We start from the raw sequence: 22,152 nt of genomic DNA, 5'->3' as shown, positions 1-22,152 counted from the left end.
CCTAATTAGCCGCAATCTCAGAAAAATACCATTTATCAATCACGTTCTGGCGTTCTTTTGGGCTTAGGCTATAAAACTCTGGGTTTTTCTTGATAAAAACTTTTAATGTTTCCATTTGGTTAAACCAAAGTTTTGCATAATCCCCAGCGTTTTTCATCCCATAGCGCTTCAAAAACTCGGCATAGGTTCTTTCGTTCTTAAAAATTTTAGATTCGTTTGTTTGTAATTCTGCAACGGCTTCTTTAGATGCCGGCAATTTAAAATCGAATTTCTTATTGTCGAAGCTTTTTCTAGCAGCCAAATAAGCGTTAAAATCTTTATCCTGATTGGCGTAGTAGTAATAATATTTTAGGTCTTTAACTTGTTTTTGCGCAAATGCACTAACTGCAAAGCAAACTAATAATAGTGTAATTAACTTTTTCATCTGTTTTAAGATTTGATGAATAAAGCTATCTTTTTACTTTTTTAAGAATGTTAATAGTTTTCCACATTCTGCATAAATCATATCAAAAACTGGCTCAAATAACGCATCGTCATAATATGGATCTGGCACAACATCGCCAGTAATGAGCAGTTTTATTTTTTCCTTTTCATCGGCAGAACTGGCCAAAGCAACCACATTTTTATAATTGCTTTTATCCATTACATAAATATGGTCAAAGTCAGATAAATCTTCTCTGGTAATCTGCCTAGCTCTTTGCCGGCTGATGTCAATTCCGTGTTGTTTAGCCACTTTAACAGAGCGGGGGTCTGGCTTACCGCCAATATGATAATTCCCTGTGCCTGCAGAATCTACCTGCCAATCTAAACCTTGTTCATTAGCTAAATGTTGTAAAATGCCTTCCGCCAAAGGCGAACGGCATATATTACCCAAACAAACCATCAAAATTTTCATAAAAGATTTGTATCGATCATTAGCAAAATTAAATCGCCTTCAGCTTTTTGCTAAAATTACTTCTTAACGATTCTCCTTTTGTTTAAAATATTTCTTCTTGGGCTTTTCTCCGCCTTGCCTGCCATCTCCTTTAGCGTTGCCGCTTTTTGGTTTTCTATCTCCACCGCCATGGTTGTTTCTTCTGCCGCGTTGATCGTTAGGTTTTTTCTCGTATCTGGTTCCTTGGAAAGGGAACGGATGATCTTCGATTACGGGAATATCCTTGTTGATCAGTTTATGGATATCCTTTAAAAAGTCTTTTTCCTCTGCATCGCAAAAAGAAATAGCCGTACCATTTGCGCCGGCCCTACCCGTCCTGCCTATACGGTGTACGTACGTTTCAGAAATGTTGGGGATTTCAAAGTTGATCACATGTGCCAACTCATCAATATCAATTCCCCTGGCAGCAATATCGGTGGCAACCAAAACCCTAATACTTTGGTTTTTAAAGTTTTCTAAGGCATTCTGACGGGCGTTTTGAGATTTATTCCCGTGGATGGCGGCTGCTTTAATCCCTTCTTTTGCCAAAACTTTAACCACTTTATCGGCCCCATGCTTGGTCCTTGTAAAAACCAAAGCTGTTTTGATTTCTTTGCTCTCTAACAGATGGAGCAATAAATCGTATTTATTATTCCTATCTACATAGTATAAAAACTGGTTGATGGTTTCTGCAGTAGAAGAAACCGGCGTAACCTCTACCCTTACCGGGTTTTTCAAAATGGTATTGGCCAACTGGGTAATAGCCGGCGGCATAGTGGCAGAGAAAAACAAAGATTGCCTTTGCTTCGGCAATGCAGCGATCAATTTCTTCACATCATGGATAAAACCCATGTCCAACATCCTATCGGCTTCATCTAAAACAAAAAATTCTACGTCTTTTAAACTGATGAAGCCCTGGTTCATCAGATCCAGAAGCCTTCCCGGTGTTGCGATCAAAATATCTACACCTTTGTGCAAAGCATCAGTTTGCGCTTTTTGCCCCACACCGCCAAATATAACGGTATGGTTTAAGTGCAAAAACTTGCCATAATCGGCAAAGCTTTCTCCAATTTGTATCGCCAATTCTCTTGTGGGCGTAACGATCAAAGTCTTTATTTTCCTAGACCCTTTGCTTTGTGCGCCCCTTAAATGCAATAATTGCAAAATTGGGATAGCAAAAGCCGCCGTTTTACCAGTACCGGTTTGTGCGCAGCCCAGTAAATCTTTTTCTTGCAACAATAACGGAATGGCTTGCGCCTGTATAGGGGTGGGTTTTACGTAACCTTGCAGTTTTAGAGCCTTTTGTATGGGCTCAATTAATTCTAATTCAGAAAATGTCATATATGTTTTTTTTGAGGAAAGCATATATCATTTCAACTAGAAAGCAAAGCAAACCTCTGTAAATTTGTGCAAAGGTACGTTTATTTATTTTGGGGATTTTTTTAATATGGCACCCTACTTATTTTACATTTTAAAACCTTGCCCTTAAGCCTTTTAAGATTATATTCCATCAATAACATGGGCGCTCTGCCAATTTCCCAAAACACAAACCCCGACGCAATTGGCTGCGGGCTGCTTTGGGGTTCCGTAATTTATTAAGCCGTTTTACAGGCTTAATAAATGTACCAAGCCCTCCGCATCCCTAGCGCAAACACTACAAATCGAAAATAATTTATCCATAAAAAATTTTGGATATATTTACGCTCCGATCAAATTTACGCCGTGAAAAAAGTTTTACCAATATTATTGTTTTTTTTAATTGTTGCCATAAGGATAGCTTATGCGCAAACAGCCATAGATACCATTAAAATAAAAAAAAGCACATTTGGTACTATCTATTTAAAAGATGGAAAAAGCATTAACAACGGAAGAAAATTACATCGCCTATTAAGCTCAAACCCAAAAAACTACCCAGAAATAACAATTATAAGAACCAATTGGGTTTTCGCCGCAATATTTGGTGGCGCATCAGGATATATTTTCGGGAATCAAATTGCAACTAGGTATAGTAGGTCATCCCCAGATTGGGTAGCGCTTAGTGCTGCAACTGCTCTAGCCGGATTATCTATCCCATTTGAGATTGGAAGAGCCAAACACGTTAAAAAAGCCGTTTTAATTTATAATGAGGGCTTAATGCAAACAAGCATAAATAAACCAATCTATAATTTTAACATATCTGATAACGGGTTAGTCTTAAAAATCACGTTTTGAAGCTTTACAATAATACTTATCAATTTTTTAAACTATTTCCTCAAAAAAAACAATCCTCGAGATGTTTAGATATACTTCAAGAAGCCCTTACTATCAATTTTATCCCTATAAACGAAATAAAACAAGTATGCAAGAAATCTCTAAAGCCAATATTTTGCTGCCATGGGCCCGGGTTACAAAGAACAAATTAACGCTATGGAGAAAGTAAAACCAAGTGAAGCAAAAAAATTAGTATCAGCCTTTAACAGGCTTTATTCTTTATAATAATGGATCAAGAAAACCCTTGGAAAACCCTTAGCAGTAAAAAAATATACGATAACCCATGGATCGGTTTAACAGAGCACCAGGTGATCAATCCATCTGGCGGAAAAGGGATCTATGGAGAGATCCATTTTAAGAATTATGCCATAGGGATTATCGCTATTGATGAGGACGATATGATTTTTCTGGTAGGCCAATACCGCTTTCCGCTTAAACAATATACTTGGGAATTGCCCGAAGGTGGCGGCCCTTTGGATGGAGAACCATTAGGTTCTGCGAAGAGAGAATTGTTGGAAGAAACCGGTTTGGTTGCCAAAGAATGGAAAGAGGTTTTGCGCATGCACCTTTCTAATTCTGTTAGCGATGAATTGGGGATTTTGTATTTAGCAAAAGATTTTGAACAGTTTGAAGCCCAGCCAGAAGAAACGGAACAACTGGAAGTGAAAAAAATGCCTTTTGAAGATGCCTACCAAATGGTTATAAATGGTAAAATTACCGATTCTTTAACCGTTGCAGGGCTTATGAGGGTTAAATTGATGAGAGAAGGTTTTTGATTTATATTTGCGCAATGAAAAGAATCATCGGACATATTTTTAGCCCCTTGCACCACCTTGGTTTTTTTTTGGTTTTGATCATCTTTCAGCCCATACAGTGGCTTTGCTATAAGCTTGGAGGGTACAAAGCGCACAAATCATCCGTAGATATCATGAATTTTTTTCTCTTGATCCCTTATTATTTTGTGTTTGATTTTATCAGTTTTAAAAATGAACAAAATTTACCAATCGATAGACCAATTATTTTTGTTGCTAACCATCAGAGTATGTACGATATCCCGCCGTTGATCTATTTTTTGAGAAAATACCATGCTAAATTTATCTCTAAAATAGAACTGACAAAAAACATCCCTTCTATTTCTTTTAACTTGAAATATGGCGGAGGTGCAAATATTGACAGAAGCGATAAAAAGCAATCTTTGGGAGAGATCATGAAGCTTGGCCAAAGGATGAGGGACAACAATTGGAGTACCGTTATTTTCCCAGAAGGTACCCGATCTAAAACGGGTAAGATGAAAGAATTTCAGATTGGGGGCATAGCTACTATCTTAAAAAAAGCTCCTAATGCTTTAATTGTCCCAATAGCGATTGAAAACTCTTGGAAAATGGTGCGCTACGGATTGTTTTGGCTCAATGCCTTTATACCATTAAAATTTACGGTTCTAACACCAATAGAACCTGCTGGCAAAGATATAGTTGAGCTGGTAAAAGAATTAGAAATAGCGGTTAAGAATGTAGTTGAGAAAGATTTAGATTAAAAATATAGCCATTTAAAGATTTATTTGTTCTCCTCATCCTCAAAAATATTTTTCCAGCTTGTTACATTATATTTAGTTCTATTTTCGTCTTTCTTACCACCATAAATTAATGTTTTCCCAATTTTTGCAGGGGCAGCAACTTTCTCAAACAAATCCATCTTCTCAAATAATTTGCTGGTTACGGTTTGTGTAGCCTTTACTTCAAATATAGAAAAACCACTGTCGTTTTTCATTAGCATATCCACCTCGTTTCTATTGCTATCTTGCCAAAAATAATATTCTTGATCTAAATATAAATGATGGTTCATCTTTTGGTATTCGGCAATGATCATATTCTCAAAAATATTTCCTTTTAACCTATTCTCAATTAATGCTTCTTCGGTTTTGATCCCCAATAAATAGTTTAACAAACCCGTATCATAAAAATATACCTTAGGGCTCTTAACCACTCTTTTGTTAAAGTTATTGTGATAAGGTTGTAAAAGAAAAACAATATAACTGCTTTCTAAAATAGATAACCAAGCTTTTGCGGTATTGCGGGAAATATCACATTCGTTTGCCAATGCGCTAAAATTTAACAGTTGCCCTGCCCTGCCTGCGCACAAACTTAAAAATGTACGAAAAAGCTTTAGATCTTTGATGTTCAAGAGTTCGGTAACATCTTTCTCTATATAGGTTTGGATGTAGTTTTTATAGAATATGTTAGGTTCTATATCCCTATCATAAATTGCAGGATAAAAGCCTTTTTTTGCGGCTGCGATATAGGTTTCTGGAAGTAGGTTAGCTTCTTTTAGCTCTGAAAAATCTAAAGGTAAAAGTTTAAATAGCGCAACCCTGCCTGCTAAACTTTGCGTAATGCTGTTTAAAAGATGAAAGTTTTGAGAGCCCGATAAAATATATTGTCCCATTATTTTTGAGTTATCCACCCTTTCTTGCAAATAAGAAAAAAGCTCAGGGACTCTTTGCACTTCATCTAGTATCACTTTTTCATGATATTGGTTTAAAAAACCGAGCGGGTCTTCTTTAGCAAATAGCCTGTTGTTGGGGTTTTCTAAACTTACGTATTGGTAATTTTCAAAAATTTCTTTCAATAAAGTTGTTTTACCAGATTGCCTTGGGCCGGTTAAGGCCAATATCGGGAATTTAGTCTTTTGAGAGGCTACCAAACTGGTAATGCGCCGTTTTATTAAACTACTCATGCTACAAATGTAATAAAATAATTATTTCTATTTACAATTTACATAATTTTCATTGCCAATTTACATAGATTATATTTACAATATACATAAGTTCTATTACCAATTTGCATAATTTTGGTTTATGCTTTTATGCTTGGTTAGTTAAATGGGCTTTTGCAGAAAACCATATAAATAGCACAGGTTTTGCGCTAAGGATGCGCAGGGCTTGGTACATTTTGGTTAGTGCTTTTTTTCACTAACCAAAATTACGGCACCCCGAAGCAGCCTGACCTGTGTGTTGGATTTGTGCTTTGGGAAAAGGAGCGCCATCATTGTTGTTGTTGTAAGAAACCAAATGCAAAAAGCTTAAAGAAAAGAGCCATTAAGGTTGCCATAAAACCTATATCCCTTAACTGCCTATAAATTAAAAATCACAACAAGGTTAAATTGTAAACCGCGTCTGTTTTGCCCTTGAAATTTTGCTACTTTTGTAGCTGATGCCAGATATAATTAAACTTTTGCCAGATTCTGTTGCCAACCAAATTGCGGCCGGCGAGGTAGTGCAAAGGCCTGCTTCTGCCGTTAAAGAACTGTTAGAGAATGCCATAGATGCTGGTGCCGATAAAATTCAGTTGATCATAAAAGATGCGGGAAAAGCCCTTATCCAAGTTATAGATAATGGTTGTGGGATGAGCGCAACAGATGCAAGGATGTGCTTTGAACGCCATGCAACCTCTAAAATAAATAAAGCAGAGGATCTTTTTGCCATTAGAACAATGGGTTTTAGGGGCGAAGCGATGGCTTCTATCGCCGCTATTGCGCAGGTAGAACTGAAAACCAAAAGGCATGAGGACGAGCTTGGTACAAGATTAGAGATCGAGGCTTCAGAGGTGATAGGCCAGGAGCCTTGCTCTACCGCTTCTGGCAGCTCTATTAGCGTAAAGAATCTTTTTTACAATATCCCGGCCCGGCGTAATTTCTTAAAAAGCAACCCCGTAGAAACCAGGCATATCATTGATGAATTTCAGCGTGTGGCGTTGGCGCATCCAGAGATTCATTTTACCCTGCACCACGATGGGCAAGAGGTTTATCATTTACCACCGGCGCAATTAAAGCAAAGGATCATCCATTTATTGGGCAATAATTATAACGAAAGATTGGTGCCCTTAGATGAAGAAACTAGTATTATACAGGTAAAAGGATTTATTGGCAAGCCCGCCTTTGCCAAAAAAACACGTGGCGATCAGTTCTTTTTTGTGAACAATCGTTTTATAAAAGATGGTTATTTGAACCATGCCGTGATGATCGCTTATGAGCAATTATTGCCCGAAGATTGTTTCCCGCTTTATGTTTTGTTTATCGAGATTGATCCCGCAAAAATTGATATCAACGTTCACCCAACTAAAACGGAGATTAAATATCAGGATGAAAAAGCCATTTATGCCATTATTAGATCGGCTGTAAAAAGGTCTTTGGGCAAGTACAACATTACCCCTACTTTAGATTTTGATCAAGAAACTGCTTTTGAAGCGATGTTAAGCCAAAAACCCTTGGATGAGATTACGCCGCCTTCTATTAATTTTAACCCAAGTTTTAACCCGTTTTTTGAAGGGAGGGCAGCAACCAAGGAAATCCCCTATTTACGTAACGTTGGTGAAAAGCAACAAGGAATTCCACAGAATTGGGATACGCTTTATCAAATTGCGCACAAGAGAGAAAATGAACAAAGCACTTTTGAACTAAATAAGGCAAGCAGTGTTTCTATTGATGATGATAAACTAGAGAACCTGGGAGGTAGGCAGGTTTTTCAGTTGCACCAAAAATATATCATCACACAAATAAAACAAGGCTTAATGCTGGTAGATCAGCAAGCGGCCCATGAGCGTATTTTGTACGAAAGATTCTTAAAACAGCTGGATCAAAATAAAGGTGCCAGCCAGCAAAGTTTGTTTCCACAAACGGTTACGCTTAACACTACCGATTTTGCCTTGGCTAACGAGTTGCTGCCATATTTTCATGCCTTGGGTTTTCAGATAAGGGATTTTGGGAAAAACACCCTTGTGATTGAAGGCGTACCGGCAGACATCCCAGAAAACAACGATTTAGCCACCATGCTAGAAGAATTGATAGAGGGTTTTAAGAACAACCATACCATTTTAAAGCTTGATAAACGGGATAATTTAGCTAAAACTTTAGCCAAAAACGCCGCGATTAAAGCTGGCACAACATTAGAGATTGATGAAATGAACAATTTGATCGATCAACTTTTTGCCTGCGAAATGCCAAATGCGGCAATTAATGGCAAACAAATTATCACTAAAATAACCCTGTTAGAATTGGCCGATAGGTTTAATAAAAACGGAACTTTTTAAAAACGAATGAAAGAATTTAGACCTTTAGGCAACACCCTTTTCCCCCCGGTTGTAAAAAACCTTTTGATCATTAACGGGATCATGTTTTTTGCCACTTATGTATTTCAAAGCAGGATTGACCTAAACCAATATTTAGACTTGTATTATTTTGGTTCGCCAAAGTTTAGGATCTGGCAATTGGTTACCCATTTATTTATGCATGCCAACATTATGCACATATTTTCTAATATGTTTGCTTTGTGGATGTTTGGGGCAATCATAGAAAATTACATGGGATCAAAGCGGTTTTTGCAGTATTATTTATTAACCGGTATTTTTGCTTCCGTTTTGTTTATGGGCGTACAATATTTGCAGATAAACCCCGTACAACAACATGCCGAATTATATGAGGCAAACCCAAGATACCAAGCTTTCGATAATTTTGTGAGTAAAGACGTTGATGAGAATAACCAGCCGCAGTACAACGATATGCTGAGCTACTATAAAAACCATCCTGATGACCCTGAGGCTAAATCTGCAAGTATAAAAGCGGTTAACTTTTATGCCGATAGCAAAGTAGATTCTGCAACGTTGGGTGCTTCTGGTGCTGTTTTTGGGATTTTACTGGCCTTTGGGATGCTTTTCCCAAACGCGTTGATCTATATTTATTTCTTTTTCCCAATGAAAGCCAAATACTTGGTAATATTGTATGGGGCATTTGAGTTATACAATGGTGTGGCAAACAACCCCGGAGATAATGTAGCGCATTTTGCACATTTGGGGGGGATGTTGATAGGATTTATCTTATTGAAGATTTGGGATATTAAAAGACCAAATCAGTTTGGTTAGCTTTTAGGCCGAGAGCAAAAAATTAAAAACTAAAGCAAAATTGATATTTGTAATTGATTTACATTTTTTTCTAACGATACATTAAAGGTAGAATGGGGTTTTTTGACGAGATAAAAATGAAAATGTTCAGCTCTGGAAGTAGGGTAATGCTATTTATAGGCATCAACGTATTTATTTTTGTGCTAACGGGCTTACTAAGCCTGTTCGTATTCTTGTTTAGGTTACCCTTTGATATTGATGCCCTTGTAACCAATTATTTTGCGGTGCCAACTTATCTGCCCCAACTGCTTTATCGCTTCTGGACACCCTTTACTTATATGTTTCTTCATGCGGGCTTTTTCCATATCTTATTTAACATGTTATGGCTATACTGGATGGGGCAAATTTTTGAGGAATATTTAAACGCTAAAAAATTTACCTTTGTCTATTTAGCTGGCGGTTTAGCCGGAGCTGCATTTTATATTTTTTGTTATAATATTTTCCCGGCTTTTGAAGAGGCAAAACTAGCCTCTGTGGCCGTTGGCGCATCCGCATCTGTTACCGCAATAATGGTTGCAACGGCAACACTTTTACCAAATTATACAATGGGGCTATTGTTTATAGGCCCGGTAAAACTAAAATGGCTGGTATTGGCCTTCATTATACTAGATTTGATTAACGTGGCCGGCCCAAATTCTGGTGGCTATCTATCGCATTTGGGCGGCGGTATATTTGGCTTCTTCTTTGTTAAAGCCTTACAAAGCGGTAATGATTGGTGCAAGCCTTTTGAAAACATTTTTAAACCAAAACCGAAATTAAAAGTGGTTTCTAAAAACCAAAACGTTAATATTCGCCAAAGGAATGAAGTGCCAAACCAAGAAGTAATTGATCAAATTTTAGATAAGATTTCACAATCTGGCTACAACAATCTTACTGCCAAAGAGAAAAACATTTTATTTAACGCCAGTAAAAGCAATGAAGAAAAAGGGAAATAGCTTGCTGCAAAAAGCAATTCTTTTTTTTAATTTTCTAGCTATATTCTGCCTCGTCTTAAGCTATTTAGCAACCATTGTGGATCCAGAGAAACTTTGGTATTTTACGCTTTTTGGCCTTGCCTACCCTTTTATCTTACTTAGCAATTTATTGTTCTTTTTAATCTGGCTACTTTTAAAAAGATGGTATTTTATGTATTCTTTAATCTTTATTTTAATTGGTTACCAACCACTTACCCGCACTTTTGGTTTTAGGTTAAGCAAATCTGAAACCTTTGATATGGATACCAATACCATTAAATTGATGTCTTATAATGTGCATTACTTTAAAAAGTTCGGTTATGATCTAGATACCACAACCCGTTCTAAAGTACTTAGGTTAATAAAAGAACAACAGCCAGATATAATCGGTTTTGAAGAGTTTTTTACCAGAAAGAAAGGAAAGTACGACCTTAAGGATTCTCTTTTAAAGATTTTAAACACCAAAGAATTTTATTATAGCACAGCGGTTGATAACGATTATGAATCTACCGGGGTTGCCATATTTAGCAAATACCCGATAATAAAAACAGGCGATATTGTTTTGGATAGCTTGGATACCGGAAATCAAGGTGTTTTTGCCGATGTTAAGAAAGGCGAGAAAGTTTTTAGGGTTTATGCCGTCCATTTAGCCTCCATTTCTTTCCAGCCAGAAGATTATAATTTCTTGAATGAGGTTAAGTCTGATATAAAATCAAGTAAGGATGTAATATCGTCTAAAAGGATCGTGAAAAAATTAAAAACCGCATTTATCAAAAGAAGTAATCAGGTAAAAATAATTAAGCAGCACATGAATAATTGTAAAACCCCTTACATAGTTATGGGCGATTTTAATGATACCCCGGCTTCATTTGCCTTAACCCAGATGAATAAAGGCCTAAAAAACGCCTTTCAAGAAAAAGGTAGGGGATTGGCAATTACATACAACGGAGATTTCCCAAATTTTCAGATAGATTACATATTAGCAAGCCCCCAATTCAATATCAATAGTTACCAAATCATCAAAAAGTCTTTGTCTGATCATTATCCAATAAGATCAAACGTATGCTTGGTTAACTAGCCCATTAAAAACGATCATCAAAATTTGTAATTTGCGCCATGCAACATTCGCTATCCATATATAACACATTAAGTAAAAAAAAAGAAGTTTTTAAAGCCTTAAACCCACCCTACGTAGGGATGTATGTTTGCGGCCCAACGGTGTATAGCAATGCGCATTTAGGCAATGCCCGCACTTTTGTTTCTTTTGATGTGGTTTTTAGGTACCTAACTTATTTGGGCTATAAAGTAAGATATGTTAGAAACATTACAGATGCCGGGCATTTAGAGGATGACGGTGATCAAGGCGAGGACAAAATCTCTAAAAAAGCAAAACTTGCGGCTTTAGAGCCAATGGAAATCGTACAAAAATATAGTGTAGATTTTCATCAGATGATGCAAGCTTTTAACGCATTGCCACCAAGTATAGAACCAACCGCAACTGGTCACATCATAGAACAGATAGAGATGATAAAAGTCATTTTAAAAAGCGGTTATGCCTATGAAGTAGATGGTAGTATTTATTTTGACGTAGAGAAATATAACGAAACACAGAACTACGGCGTTTTAAACGGCAGGAAACTAGAAGATTTGATCAATAACACCCGTGATCTTGGCGGGCAGCAACAGAAAAAAGGCAAGTTAGACTTTGCGCTTTGGATAAAAGCCAATCCAGAACATTTGATGCAATGGCCCTCGCCATGGGGAAAAGGATTTCCGGGCTGGCATTTAGAATGTTCTGCCATGAGCAATAAATACCTGGGCGAACAATTTGATATCCACGGGGGTGGGATAGATCTAGTGCCAACACACCACACCAATGAAATTGCCCAAAATATAGCTTGCTGCGGAAAACAACCCGCAACCTTTTGGATACATACCAACATGCTAACGGTTAACGGGCAAAAAATGTCTAAATCTTTAGGGAACAGCTTTTTACCCCATGAGCTTTTTTCTGGCGAGCATCCTTTGTTAAATAAGGGCCATAGCCCAATGGTGATCCGTTTTTTTATGTTACAAGCACATTACAGAAGCACCCTAGATTTTTCTAATGATGCCTTAGAGGCAAGTGAAAAAGGTTTTAAAAGGTTAATGAACGCCTTTGAGCTTTTAGAGAAATTAAAAACGAGCGATACTTCTGAGGTTGATGTTGCAGAATTAGAAGCTAGGTTTAGGGCCGCCATGGATGATGATTTTAACACCTCCGTTTTAATTGCAGAGCTTTTTGAAGCCTCAAAAATCATCAATTCTATCTATGATGGCAAAACAAAAATAGATCAATCATCTTTAGATTCTTTAAAAGATGTGATGAACGCTTTTATACTAAATGTTTTAGGCCTAAAAAATGATTTACAGGCCACCGATGATTTGGCACCCGTGATGGATTTTATACTTAAAATAAGGACCGAAGCCAAAGCGAACAAGGATTATGTTACCTCAGATAAAATTAGGATTGGTTTAAACGAAATAGGGTTTCAAGTTAAAGACGGAAAAGAAGGAAGCAGCTGGGCGAAAGAGTAGGATCTAATCGCTATCTTAAATCAATTTTATATTTTGGGCGTTACTCATCCTGAAAATGAAAACTTTAACATTAAAGAAACCAACTATGTTAAAGATAATTGAAACAGAAGATGGATGTGCGTTAGCTAAAGTATATATCTAGTGTGTTTGTGCCAAAAAAAAACTTACTTCTTCCTTACGTACTTTAACACCAATAAATTTTGGGCATTGTGCCCCAAACCGCTAATATTATTTTGGATAAGATTAACCGATTGATCGTAAAACAAAACAACAACCGGCGCTTCGGCCATCACTAATTGATCCATTTTCTGATAAAGCCTATAACGTTCTTTATCATCTTTAACATAGTTGAGCTGCTCAAACATTTTATCGAATTCTGGCTTGTTAAAATTGGTATAATTTGGCCCTATCGGCACATAATTTTTAGAATAGAACATAGAAAGATAAATTTCGCCATCTGCGTAATCGGCGATCCAATTTCCCCTAAAAAAATTGGTTTGGCGTTTTGCGATCGTTTCCCTTAAAGAGGCGCTTTGGTTTACCTCAATCTTAGATTTAATGCCAACGTTATTCAATTCGCCCTGTATAAATTCGATCAAATCTTTATAAGTAGTAGTGGTGCTTAACGTCAATTCTTTCATACCGTTTCCGTTCGGGAAACCCGCTTCTTTTAATAGTTCTTTGGCCTTCTCAGGGTTATAATCGTACCCTTTTACCGTCTTGGCATCAAAACCGGGCATCCCGGCAGGTATAAAACCAGCTGTTCCGGGGATACCTATCCCGTTTCGTAAATATTTTACCAATTTTTCTCTATTGATAGCGTAATTAATTGCTTGCCTTACTTTTTTGTATTTTAAGGGCGAGTCTTTTACAATCGCTAAATTGCTATCTACCAACATCCCTAAATATTCGGTATTCAAATAAGGGCCCTTTACCAACTTAAATTTACCTTTGTATTTAGAGGTCATGTTGCCGCTTTTGGTCAATATATCATCTCGGTAGCTGCCGTCTATACTATTAAAATAATCTAAGTCTTTTTTCAAAAACTCCATAAAAGCAGTTTGCTTATCTGGGATAAAAGTTGCCTTTAAAGCATCTAAATATGGCAACCTTTCTCCTGTACTATCTTTTTCAAAATAATTTTCGTTTTTCAGCAAAACCAAAACCTCGCCCTCTTTCCAATACTTAAGCTTAAAAGGGCCAGTGCCAATGGGGTGGGCCCTAAACTCTTTCCCGTATTTATCTGCAACTTCATGCGGTACAACAGAGCAATATTGGGCAGAGAGCATGGCTAAAAATGGAGGGAAAGGTTTATTTAGTTTGATGATGAAGGTAGAATCGTTTGGGGCAATAAAATCTTGTTTGCCATTTACCTTATCGTTAAAAATCCAAGCCCCTGATGATGCCATTTTTGGGTCTATTATCCGTGAAAACGAATATTTAAAATCTGGTGCCACGGCCTTTCTTCCTTTGCCGTTTTTGAAACGCGCATCATCAGTAAAAAAAACATCATCCCTCAAATGGAAAGTATAGGTTTTACCATCTTCAGAAATTTCCCACTTTTTGGCAACACTGGGTATAATATTTAAGCTGTCATCAATTTGTACCAAACAACTAAAAATTTGGTTGCACATCCATAATACATTTTGATTACGGGCAAAGGCAGGGTCTAAAGAAGTTAAACCTTGGTCTAAATTGATATTGAAAACCGTTTTTCTATTCTTTTGGCCATCAGGTTTACATCCCGATAAAAAAAGAAAGCCAATAAGCAAAAGAAGAGATGGATGTACAGGATTAAAACGCTTCACGAAACTCAAAATTTTTATATTTGGCAAAATACCCAAAAATGCAAAACAAAAGAATCATTTCCTTATTACCTGCTGCAACAGAAATTGTTTGTGCCTTAGGTTTGCAAGAAAGTTTGGTGGGCAGGTCGCATGAATGTGATTACCCTATAGAAATCGCCAACCTGCCAATTTGTTCTGATGCTAAATTTTTATCGGGCAATGATAGTGCAAAAATAGATGCCCAAGTAAAAGAGGTTTTGACCGATGCGCTTTCCATTTATAAAATTGATAAAGAGCTGATAAAATCTTTAAACCCTAACGTTATCATAACCCAAAACCAATGTGAGGTATGTGCCGTTTCAGAAAAAGATGTTCAGGATGCTTTGAGCGAATTAACCGATGCTAATGTAGATTTGATTTCTTTAGAACCCAATACCTTATCAGATATTTTAAGGGAAATAAAAGAAACCGCCGTAAAATTAGGTGTAGAAAAGGAAGGCAATCAATTGATCGAAGATTTAGAAGAACGTATCGATATTGTAAAGCATAAACTTAAATATTTCCCAGAAAAGCCAAAAGTGGCCATAATAGAATGGCTTTCACCGATAATGGTAGCAGGAAATTGGATCCCAGAATTAGTAAATATTGCTGGTGGAAAATCTGTTTTGGCAGAAAACGGAAAACATTCGCCTTATATAGAATGGCAACAACTATATGATGAAAACCCAGAAGTGATCATTGTTGCGCCTTGTGGTTTTTCTATCAACAGAACGTTGCAAGAAATAGATTTATTGATCAATTTGCCCGGTTGGCGAGATTTAGCCGCAATAAAAAACAACCGCGTTTATATTGCCGATGGGAATGCCTATTTTAACCGTAGCGGCCCAAGGATTGTAGATACCATAGAAATGCTGGCAGAAATGATTACCCCAAAATATTTTGCTTTCGGTTATGAAGGCGAAGGCTGGATCAAGTTTATTTCTTAAGTAAAAGGTTAAAAGTTTGCTTGGCAAGTTTTATTCTGGCTTTCCACTTTTAGTGTTCCTCTTTAAGTTTTCTGCCAATCAATAAAACATCTCAATTTGCATCTCAAAAAAATTTTATTACATTTGCATTGATTCGAAAGAGGGGGCACATTGTCCCCTCTTTTTATTTAACAAAAAAGCAATAAATGAACTTAGAAGAAAGAATTAGGGAGTTGATAGCCGAAAAATTGGCCGATCGTCCTGATCTTTTTGTGGTAGAGGTTAAGATAGTTAACAATAAAAACGTAACTATTTTATTAGACGGAGATGAAGGTATAGGCATACATGATTGCGCTTTGGTAAGCCGTTATGTAGGGTTTCATTTAGAAGAAGAAAATTTGATTGATAATGCTTATACATTAGAAGTTGGTTCGCCGGGTCTAGATACCCCGTTAACCATGGATAGGCAATTTAAAAAAAACGTGGGAAGGCTTTTAGAGATAAAACTTAAAGAAGGCAAGCAAACCGAGGGGAAACTGCTTTCCGCAGATGATAATGGTATTACCATCATGGAAACCATCAAACAAAAAGGCAAAAAAAACAAAGAAGAAGAAAAAAACATCAATAAAAATGAGATTGCCGAAGTGAAAGTTGGGGTCTCTTTTAAATAACAACATAATTTATAATAGCAATGATAGCAAATGGAAAGTATTAATTTAATCGATTCGTTTCAGGAGTTTAAAGACTTCAAGAATATTGACAGGCCAACGGTAATAAGTGTTTTGGAAGAGGTTTTCCGAAGTATGTTGCGTAAACGTTTCGGTACTGATGAGAATTGCGACGTTATTGTTAACCCAGATAACGGGGATTTGGAGATTTGGAGAACCAGAACCGTAATGGAAGATGGTTTTTCTGAAGATGATGATCTGGAAATTGAATTGGCAGACGTTGCAAAAATTGATCCCGATCTAGAAGTTGGCGATGATTTTATAGAACAGATTACCTTAGAAAGTTTTGGTAGGAGAGCAATTTTAGCGGCCCGCCAAACCCTGGTCTCTAAAATATTAGAACTAGAAAAAGACGAAATCTTTAAAAATTACAAAGATAGGGTTGGTGAGATTGTAACGGGCGAGGTTTATCAGGTTTGGAAAAAAGAGACCTTGGTTTTAGATGATGATGGTAACGAGTTGATCTTGCCTAAAACAGAGCAAATCCCTGCAGATTATTTCAAAAAAGGAGATTCTGTAAGGGCCGTTGTTGATAAGGTAGAAATGCTGAACAGCAACCCAAAAATCATTATCTCTAGAACCGCACCGGCGTTTTTACAACGTTTATTTGAATTGGAAGTTCCCGAGATTTTTGATGGATTGATCACCATTAAAAAAATTGTTCGCGAGCCAGGAGAAAGGGCAAAAGTTGCGGTAGAATCTTATGACGATAGGATTGACCCAGTTGGAGCTTGCGTTGGGATGAAAGGCTCCAGAATTCATGGTATCGTAAGAGAACTAAGAAATGAAAATATAGATGTAATCAACTTTACAAACAATATTTCATTATATATCCAAAGGGCACTATCGCCAGCTAAGATTACCTCTATTAAATTAGATGATGAGACCATGAGGGCTGCCGTTTATTTAAAGCCCGATCAAGTTTCTTTGGCCATTGGCCGAGGTGGGCACAATATTAAATTGGCCGGTAAACTTACAGGGTATGAAATTGATGTTTACAGAGAATCATCCGAGGAAGAGGAAGACGTAGATTTAGAAGAATTCTCTGACGAAATTGATGGTTGGATCATCGATGAATTTAAGAAAATAGGTTTAGATACTGCAAAAAGCGTGATCGCTTTAACCGTTGCCGATTTGGTTAAGCGTACCGATCTTGAAGAAGAAACTGTTGAAGAGGTACTAGGAATTTTACGTTCTGAGTTTGAATAGTTTTTGTTTTGTAGTAATAAACGTACTTTTGTATTAATAATAGCTTAGAAAGAGAAGATTAAATGTCAGAAGACAAAAATTTAGGAATATTAAAAGTTGCAAAAGAACTAAACATTGGTCTGGGAACCATAGCAGAGTTTTTAAACGGTCAAGGCTTTAAAGTAGAAGCAAGACCTAATACTAAGCTAACAGGCGATATGTACAATGCTCTTTTGAAAGAATACCAAGGGGATAAAAACCTTAAAGAGGAAGCAAAGAGCATTGTTATAGGCAAGATACGTCGTGATGACGCAAATACCGTTATTGATGAAACCCCAATATCAACCCCTTCCTCTAAAAACAAAAATGAAGACGAGGGAGAAGAGATTTTGATCAAAAACGTTGGTTCTGCCCCTTCAATAAATATCGAAACTAAGAAAGAGGAGACCAAGCCCGCAGAAGCTGTTGAGGCAGCTCCTTCTAGTCCCGGTGTTAAGGTAGTCGGAAAAATAGACCTAGATAGTTTAAACTCAAAAACACGTCCTGATAAAAAATCTTTTAATGAAGTGCCAGAGCAGGTTGTAAAACCAGAAGTTAAAGAAAAACCAGAAGAGGCGGTTCATGAAGATAAGCCAATTATAGAAACACAGCCAGAACCTGTTGCAGAGGCTCCAAAAAAAGAAGAGCCAAAAGTTGAAGAGGAAAAGGCCGTTGAAAATAAGGAAGAAAAAGTTGAAGAAGTACCCGTTTCTGAGACTAAGCCAAAAACTGATACCACTGTTACAGAAAACACAGATACTAAAGCAGCGGCAGAAGAAGAAACCGATGATGTAATTAGAGCGAAAGCTAAACAGTTAACGGGTCCTAAAGTAATTGGAAGGATAGAACTTCCTATAAACAAGAAAAAAGACCAACCTGTTGCTTCATCATCTAACCCCAATACCGCAGATAATAAAAGAAAAAGAAAGCGCAAGCCAGCGGCAGGCGGGTCTCAAGGCGGTGGTTCAAACCATCCGCAAGGGCAAGGTGCTCCTCAGCAAGGCAATAGGCCTCCACAAGCTGGTAATGGGCAAAATAACCAAAACAGAACCGCTGCCCCAGGCGCAAGGCCACCACACAGAAGAGGGCAACCGGTACCCCCAAAAGCAGAACCAACAGAAAAGGAAATACAAGACCAGATAAAAGCAACGCTTGCAAGATTAAGCGGTGCCGGTAAATCTGGTAAATTTGCCCAGCGTTCTAAACTGCGCCGTCAAAAACGTGATGATGTTGCTGCTACAACCGAAGAAAGGCTAGCGGCAGAGCAAATGGATTCAAAAGTATTGAAAACAACGGAGTTTGTTACGGCAAACGAGTTGGCTACAATGATGGATGTAACCGTTACCGAAATTATTGCTACCTGCATGAGCCTGGGCCTATTCGTTTCTATCAACCAAAGGTTAGATGCAGAAACCCTGACTATTGTAGCAGATGAATTTGGTTATGAAATTCAGTTTGTTGGTGCAGAAGATGAGGAAGTTAACCTTGAAGAGGAAGATGCCGAAGAAGATTTATTGCCTCGTTCCCCAATTGTTACGGTGATGGGACACGTAGATCATGGTAAAACATCTTTATTGGATTTTATCCGTAAAGCAAACGTGATTTCTGGCGAAGCTGGGGGCATAACACAGCATATTGGTGCTTATGAAGTAAAATTAGATGAGGAAAAGAGTATCACTTTTTTAGATACTCCGGGTCACGAAGCTTTTACGGCAATGAGGGCTCGTGGTGCTAAGGTAACCGATGTTGCAATTATCGTAATTGCGGCAGATGATACGGTGATGCCACAAACTACAGAAGCAATAAACCATGCTTTAGCAGCTAATTTGCCAATGGTTTTTGCCTTCAATAAAATGGATAAACCGGGAGCAAACCCCGATAAAATACGCGAGCAATTATCAGCAATGAATATTTTGGTAGAAGAATGGGGCGGTAAATACCAAACCCAAGAAATTTCTGCTAAATCTGGGATGAACATTGATAAATTGTTAGAAAAGGTATCATTAGAAGCAGAATTGTTAGAGTTAAAAGCAAACCCTAACAAGAGAGCCGTTGGTACTGTAATTGAAGCCCAATTAGATAAGGGCAGGGGTTATGTGGCAACCGTTTTGGTAGAAGCCGGAACCCTTAAGGTTGGCGACCCAATACTTGCAGGGTCTTATAGCGGTAGAGTTAAGGCACTATACAATGAAAGAGGAAGCAGGGTAGAAAAAGCGGGCCCGGCTGCACCAGTACAGGTTTTAGGATTTCAAGGTGCACCACAAGCGGGAGATCGTTTTAACGGAGTAGAAAGCGAGCCAGAAGCTCGTGAAATTGCAAACAAGCGTTTACAGTTACAAAGAGAGCAGGGCTTGCGTACCCAAAAACACATCACTTTAGATGAAATCGGCCGTCGTTTAGCGATCGGTAACTTTAAGGAGTTGAATATCATTATTAAAGGCGACGTGGATGGTTCTGTGGAAGCGTTATCAGATTCATTACAGAAACTATCTACAGAGCAAATACAGGTTAAAATTGTTCATAAAGCAGTAGGCCCAATATCAGAATCTGATGTTTTATTGGCCACCGCATCAGATGCTATCATCATCGGTTTCCAAGTTCGCCCAAGTGCAGGTGCCAGAAAATTAGCCGAAGCAGAAGAAATTGACGTAAGGTTATATTCTATTATCTATAAAGCTATTGATGAAATAAAGGCGGCAATGGAAGGCATGTTGGCTCCAGAGTTTGAAGAGAAAATTGTTGCTAATGTTGAAATTAGAGAGACCTTCAAAATCACTAAAGTTGGTACAATTGCAGGTTGTATGGTTTTAGATGGCACCATCAACAGAAACAGTAAAATTAGGATCATCCGCGAAGGCGTGGTGGTTTATACTGGCGAATTGGAGTCTTTAAAAAGATTTAAAGACGATGTTAAAGAAGTTAGCAGAGGTTATGAGTGTGGATTGAACATAAAAGGTTACAATGATATCCAAGTAGGCGATATTGTTGAGGCCTATGAACAGGTAGAAGTAAAAAGGAAATTGTAAATTTCTCTTAGTTAGCAAAAAGCCGTTCAATTAAAAATTGAGCGGCTTTTTTATGTTTTAACTTGGGTTAGATAATTATTTTTTATCAGAACAAGATTTCTGGGTGTTTTACACGCCTGCCCAAACAGACGGGCTTTTGGTTATATCTCTTTTTTGTCTTATTCTTCTACTCCGCTACCGCTGATGTTATTGATGATCGCTTATTAAAATTGAATTACATAGGCAGAGCCGCTTTGCCATGCTGAGCAGAGCCGCTTTGCCATGCTGAGCGGAGCCGCTTTGCCATGCTGAGCAGAGCCGCTTTGCCATGCTGAGCGGAGCCGCTTTGTCATGCTGAGCGGAGTCGAAGCATAAATCCCAACGCCCCCCTTCGACTTCGCTCAGGGTGACATTCCCTTCGACTTCGCTCAGGGTGACATTCCCTTCGACCCCGAGCGAATACCCCTTGAGGATATATTTAAGTCTGAATGTCATTGATATGAAATAAATATTACCCCTCCCGGAATGACAAAAAAGCCTACCCGAATTACAGGCGGGGTTGCCACTTCAATCTTTAACCGCTTTACAATAGTAAAAAAGTAATTGAGCATCATAAAATTAATCAATACTCGAACTGAGGTTTTTAGATATTGATTATCAAGAAGGAATAAAAAAACGTATCCTTAATAGGTAAATAACTTTTGCTTATTCTTCTAAGCCCTTATCAATTAAGCCTTGAGTATCTAGATTCTCGATCAATTTCTATAGATTTTCTTCTCATCCATCATAGAATTTTGGAAAACCAGTAACTCTGTTCCAAAAGATGTATTTATTGATGTATCTAAAACCCTCGGAAAAAATAAAGCTTTGGCGATTCCAATTGGGGTGTATGCGTTTTCTAAAACCTTAGATAAATATTTTACAAATACTGGGTTAATATTATAACTTTTAGGTTTTGAATGAGTGTTACCTTAAGCTGAAATATGATTATCGAAAATATAAACTTTAAAATATTCTACAATTTCTTTAATCGTTGCATCCTGATTTTGAGTTTTCTTTTGTTTTTTATATTTATCATCGGCCAAAAGCCTACTTTCTATCATCCAACAAAAAAACATAAAGCTCCTTAGGGCCATGCGCACCTAAAACCAAAGTTTTTTCAATATCGGCGGTACGGCTTGGGCCTGTAATGGTAGAAAGCATAGAAGGCAAATTGATGCCGTACTTTTCTTTGATGAGGCTAAAGCCATCTTTTAAATCTATAACCAGCTGTGAAGTATAGGCAACAACAATATGGGCATGGGGATAAATACTCAGCCTTCTTCCTGCGGCATTTCCATTGCTTACCATGATAGAGCCATTTCTGGCAACCAAACATTCACAAAGTGTTAAACCAACTTCTGCTAATTCAAAATCTTTATCGGTTGCATAAAAAGGGTATTCGTAGGTGTTTAGTAATTCTTGAAGCTTTGGTTCCCAGCAATAAATTTTACGCCATTTTTTTTCATCGGCTAACAGCAAAATGTTTTCTATAAATGATATTTCATTTTCACAATAAACAAACTGTCCGCTTACCTTGGTAAACTCTTGGGCAAAAACAACTTCGGGCAACTCTGTTATCGGAGGATAAAGGGGCATTTCCTCCAAATTAGGATAAGGATTTTCTCTTTTCTCTAAAAGTGCCTTTCTTATCTTTTTTAATAAGCGCTCTTTTGAAGTGGTACTCTCCTTCATATTTATTATTAAAAGGATTTATTTAAACAAAAAGAAACTGTCTCAAAACACGTGTCATTCGG

20 protein-coding genes are annotated in these 22,152 nt (G+C 37.5%); 12 read left to right on the top strand and 8 right to left on the bottom strand.

The window, feature by feature from the left end:
- Window position 1: 1 nt before the first annotated feature.
- The 3 genes from I5M32_RS01055 to I5M32_RS01045 all read right to left on the bottom strand — a co-directional run bounded on the left by I5M32_RS01055 (window position 2) and on the right by I5M32_RS01045 (window position 2,254).
- On the bottom strand, window positions 2-424 hold the full coding sequence (locus I5M32_RS01055) for a hypothetical protein (protein ID WP_200584085.1): 423 nt from the start codon (window positions 422-424) through the stop codon (window positions 2-4).
- Window positions 425-457: 33 nt separating this feature from the next.
- Window positions 458-895, bottom strand: a complete 438-nt coding sequence (locus I5M32_RS01050; RefSeq protein ID WP_200584082.1) for a low molecular weight protein-tyrosine-phosphatase — start codon at window positions 893-895, stop codon at window positions 458-460.
- Between the two features lie 63 nt (window positions 896-958).
- On the bottom strand, window positions 959-2,254 hold the full coding sequence (locus tag I5M32_RS01045; RefSeq protein WP_200584078.1) for a DEAD/DEAH box helicase: 1,296 nt from the start codon (window positions 2,252-2,254) through the stop codon (window positions 959-961).
- A gap of 381 nt (window positions 2,255-2,635) precedes the next feature.
- Here I5M32_RS01045 and I5M32_RS01040 point away from each other — a divergent pair, with 381 nt between their 5' ends.
- The 3 genes from I5M32_RS01040 (at window position 2,636) to I5M32_RS01030 (ending at window position 4,697) form a co-directional block, all read left to right on the top strand.
- Window positions 2,636-3,124, top strand: a complete 489-nt coding sequence (locus I5M32_RS01040; protein ID WP_200584075.1) for a hypothetical protein — start codon at window positions 2,636-2,638, stop codon at window positions 3,122-3,124.
- Between the two features lie 266 nt (window positions 3,125-3,390).
- On the top strand, window positions 3,391-3,939 hold the full coding sequence (locus tag I5M32_RS01035) for an NUDIX domain-containing protein (RefSeq protein WP_200584072.1): 549 nt from the start codon (window positions 3,391-3,393) through the stop codon (window positions 3,937-3,939).
- A gap of 14 nt (window positions 3,940-3,953) precedes the next feature.
- A complete protein-coding gene (locus I5M32_RS01030; RefSeq protein WP_200584070.1) occupies window positions 3,954-4,697 on the top strand; it encodes a lysophospholipid acyltransferase family protein in 744 nt (247 codons plus the stop codon).
- A gap of 20 nt (window positions 4,698-4,717) precedes the next feature.
- On the opposite strand, the gene I5M32_RS01025 is transcribed toward I5M32_RS01030, so the two are convergent.
- A complete protein-coding gene (locus I5M32_RS01025; RefSeq protein WP_200584067.1) occupies window positions 4,718-5,896 on the bottom strand; it encodes an ATP-binding protein in 1,179 nt (392 codons plus the stop codon).
- Window positions 5,897-6,372: 476 nt separating this feature from the next.
- Between I5M32_RS01025 and mutL the strand changes: the two genes are divergently transcribed.
- From mutL to cysS, 5 genes are all read left to right on the top strand, one after another.
- Entirely contained in the window at window positions 6,373-8,247 is a 1,875-nt protein-coding gene (gene mutL, locus I5M32_RS01020; RefSeq protein ID WP_200584064.1) for a DNA mismatch repair endonuclease MutL, read from the top strand.
- A gap of 6 nt (window positions 8,248-8,253) precedes the next feature.
- Window positions 8,254-9,075, top strand: a complete 822-nt coding sequence (locus tag I5M32_RS01015) for a rhomboid family intramembrane serine protease (protein WP_200584061.1) — start codon at window positions 8,254-8,256, stop codon at window positions 9,073-9,075.
- A gap of 116 nt (window positions 9,076-9,191) precedes the next feature.
- Window positions 9,192-10,049, top strand: coding sequence for a rhomboid family intramembrane serine protease (locus I5M32_RS01010; protein ID WP_234461822.1), 858 nt, complete (start codon window positions 9,192-9,194; stop codon window positions 10,047-10,049).
- Complete coding sequence (locus I5M32_RS01005) at window positions 10,030-11,145, top strand: endonuclease/exonuclease/phosphatase family protein (protein WP_200584055.1); 1,116 nt, start codon at window positions 10,030-10,032, stop codon at window positions 11,143-11,145. Before I5M32_RS01010 ends, I5M32_RS01005 begins: the two co-directional genes overlap by 20 nt.
- 38 nt (window positions 11,146-11,183) lie before the next feature.
- On the top strand, window positions 11,184-12,644 hold the full coding sequence (gene cysS, locus I5M32_RS01000) for a cysteine--tRNA ligase (RefSeq protein ID WP_200584052.1): 1,461 nt from the start codon (window positions 11,184-11,186) through the stop codon (window positions 12,642-12,644).
- Window positions 12,645-12,808: 164 nt separating this feature from the next.
- Here the strand turns inward: cysS and I5M32_RS00995 are convergent, their stop codons facing one another.
- Window positions 12,809-14,452, bottom strand: a complete 1,644-nt coding sequence (locus I5M32_RS00995) for an ABC transporter substrate-binding protein (protein WP_317193081.1) — start codon at window positions 14,450-14,452, stop codon at window positions 12,809-12,811.
- A 38-nt stretch (window positions 14,453-14,490) separates the two neighbouring features.
- On the opposite strand from I5M32_RS00995, the gene I5M32_RS00990 reads away from it, so the two are divergent.
- From I5M32_RS00990 to infB, 4 genes are all read left to right on the top strand, one after another.
- On the top strand, window positions 14,491-15,417 hold the full coding sequence (locus tag I5M32_RS00990; protein ID WP_200584049.1) for a cobalamin-binding protein: 927 nt from the start codon (window positions 14,491-14,493) through the stop codon (window positions 15,415-15,417).
- A 185-nt stretch (window positions 15,418-15,602) separates the two neighbouring features.
- Window positions 15,603-16,067, top strand: a complete 465-nt coding sequence (gene rimP / locus I5M32_RS00985; protein ID WP_200584046.1) for a ribosome assembly cofactor RimP — start codon at window positions 15,603-15,605, stop codon at window positions 16,065-16,067.
- A 30-nt stretch (window positions 16,068-16,097) separates the two neighbouring features.
- Window positions 16,098-17,333, top strand: a complete 1,236-nt coding sequence (nusA, locus tag I5M32_RS00980) for a transcription termination factor NusA (RefSeq protein ID WP_200584044.1) — start codon at window positions 16,098-16,100, stop codon at window positions 17,331-17,333.
- A gap of 62 nt (window positions 17,334-17,395) precedes the next feature.
- The gene (infB, locus tag I5M32_RS00975) at window positions 17,396-20,377 is read left to right on the top strand and encodes a translation initiation factor IF-2 (protein WP_200584043.1); all 2,982 of its coding nucleotides are present in this window, start codon (window positions 17,396-17,398) and stop codon (window positions 20,375-20,377) included.
- A 186-nt stretch (window positions 20,378-20,563) separates the two neighbouring features.
- On the opposite strand, the gene I5M32_RS00970 is transcribed toward infB, so the two are convergent.
- The 3 genes from I5M32_RS00970 to I5M32_RS00965 all read right to left on the bottom strand — a co-directional run bounded on the left by I5M32_RS00970 (window position 20,564) and on the right by I5M32_RS00965 (window position 22,090).
- Window positions 20,564-20,851 carry a hypothetical protein gene (locus tag I5M32_RS00970; RefSeq protein ID WP_200584041.1) on the bottom strand — a complete coding sequence of 96 codons (288 nt, stop codon included), beginning with the start codon at window positions 20,849-20,851 and terminating at the stop codon, window positions 20,564-20,566.
- A gap of 476 nt (window positions 20,852-21,327) precedes the next feature.
- A complete protein-coding gene (locus I5M32_RS16800) occupies window positions 21,328-21,459 on the bottom strand; it encodes a hypothetical protein (protein ID WP_262895575.1) in 132 nt (43 codons plus the stop codon).
- The gene (locus I5M32_RS00965) at window positions 21,446-22,090 is read right to left on the bottom strand and encodes a LutC/YkgG family protein (RefSeq protein ID WP_200584039.1); all 645 of its coding nucleotides are present in this window, start codon (window positions 22,088-22,090) and stop codon (window positions 21,446-21,448) included. The genes I5M32_RS16800 and I5M32_RS00965 overlap by 14 nt, the downstream gene beginning before the upstream one ends.
- Between the last annotated feature and the right edge of the window lie 62 nt (window positions 22,091-22,152).

Origin of the sequence: Pedobacter segetis (assembly GCF_016623585.1) — a bacterium.
Classification (GTDB): domain Bacteria; phylum Bacteroidota; class Bacteroidia; order Sphingobacteriales; family Sphingobacteriaceae; genus Pseudopedobacter; species Pseudopedobacter segetis.
This window is presented reverse-complemented; position numbering and strand designations above follow the sequence as displayed.

What these genes read in the sequence shown, in the direction of transcription:
- I5M32_RS16800 (WP_262895575.1), bottom strand. Translation starts at nt 21,459, where the DNA reads ATGATAGAAAGTAGGCTTTTGGCCGATGATAAATATAAAAAACAAAAG.
- rimP (WP_200584046.1), top strand. Translation starts at nt 15,603, where the DNA reads ATGAACTTAGAAGAAAGAATTAGGGAGTTGATAGCCGAAAAATTGGCC.
- I5M32_RS01045 (WP_200584078.1), bottom strand. Translation starts at nt 2,254, where the DNA reads ATGACATTTTCTGAATTAGAATTAATTGAGCCCATACAAAAGGCTCTA.
- I5M32_RS01035 (WP_200584072.1), top strand. Translation starts at nt 3,391, where the DNA reads ATGGATCAAGAAAACCCTTGGAAAACCCTTAGCAGTAAAAAAATATAC.
- mutL (WP_200584064.1), top strand. Translation starts at nt 6,373, where the DNA reads ATGCCAGATATAATTAAACTTTTGCCAGATTCTGTTGCCAACCAAATT.
- I5M32_RS01015 (WP_200584061.1), top strand. Translation starts at nt 8,254, where the DNA reads ATGAAAGAATTTAGACCTTTAGGCAACACCCTTTTCCCCCCGGTTGTA.
- nusA (WP_200584044.1), top strand. Translation starts at nt 16,098, where the DNA reads ATGGAAAGTATTAATTTAATCGATTCGTTTCAGGAGTTTAAAGACTTC.
- I5M32_RS01025 (WP_200584067.1), bottom strand. Translation starts at nt 5,896, where the DNA reads ATGAGTAGTTTAATAAAACGGCGCATTACCAGTTTGGTAGCCTCTCAA.
- I5M32_RS01050 (WP_200584082.1), bottom strand. Translation starts at nt 895, where the DNA reads ATGAAAATTTTGATGGTTTGTTTGGGTAATATATGCCGTTCGCCTTTG.
- infB (WP_200584043.1), top strand. Translation starts at nt 17,396, where the DNA reads ATGTCAGAAGACAAAAATTTAGGAATATTAAAAGTTGCAAAAGAACTA.
- I5M32_RS00970 (WP_200584041.1), bottom strand. Translation starts at nt 20,851, where the DNA reads ATGACATTCAGACTTAAATATATCCTCAAGGGGTATTCGCTCGGGGTC.
- I5M32_RS01030 (WP_200584070.1), top strand. Translation starts at nt 3,954, where the DNA reads ATGAAAAGAATCATCGGACATATTTTTAGCCCCTTGCACCACCTTGGT.
- I5M32_RS01055 (WP_200584085.1), bottom strand. Translation starts at nt 424, where the DNA reads ATGAAAAAGTTAATTACACTATTATTAGTTTGCTTTGCAGTTAGTGCA.
- I5M32_RS01005 (WP_200584055.1), top strand. Translation starts at nt 10,030, where the DNA reads ATGAAGAAAAAGGGAAATAGCTTGCTGCAAAAAGCAATTCTTTTTTTT.
- cysS (WP_200584052.1), top strand. Translation starts at nt 11,184, where the DNA reads ATGCAACATTCGCTATCCATATATAACACATTAAGTAAAAAAAAAGAA.
- I5M32_RS00965 (WP_200584039.1), bottom strand. Translation starts at nt 22,090, where the DNA reads ATGAAGGAGAGTACCACTTCAAAAGAGCGCTTATTAAAAAAGATAAGA.
- I5M32_RS00990 (WP_200584049.1), top strand. Translation starts at nt 14,491, where the DNA reads ATGCAAAACAAAAGAATCATTTCCTTATTACCTGCTGCAACAGAAATT.
- I5M32_RS01010 (WP_234461822.1), top strand. Translation starts at nt 9,192, where the DNA reads ATGAAAATGTTCAGCTCTGGAAGTAGGGTAATGCTATTTATAGGCATC.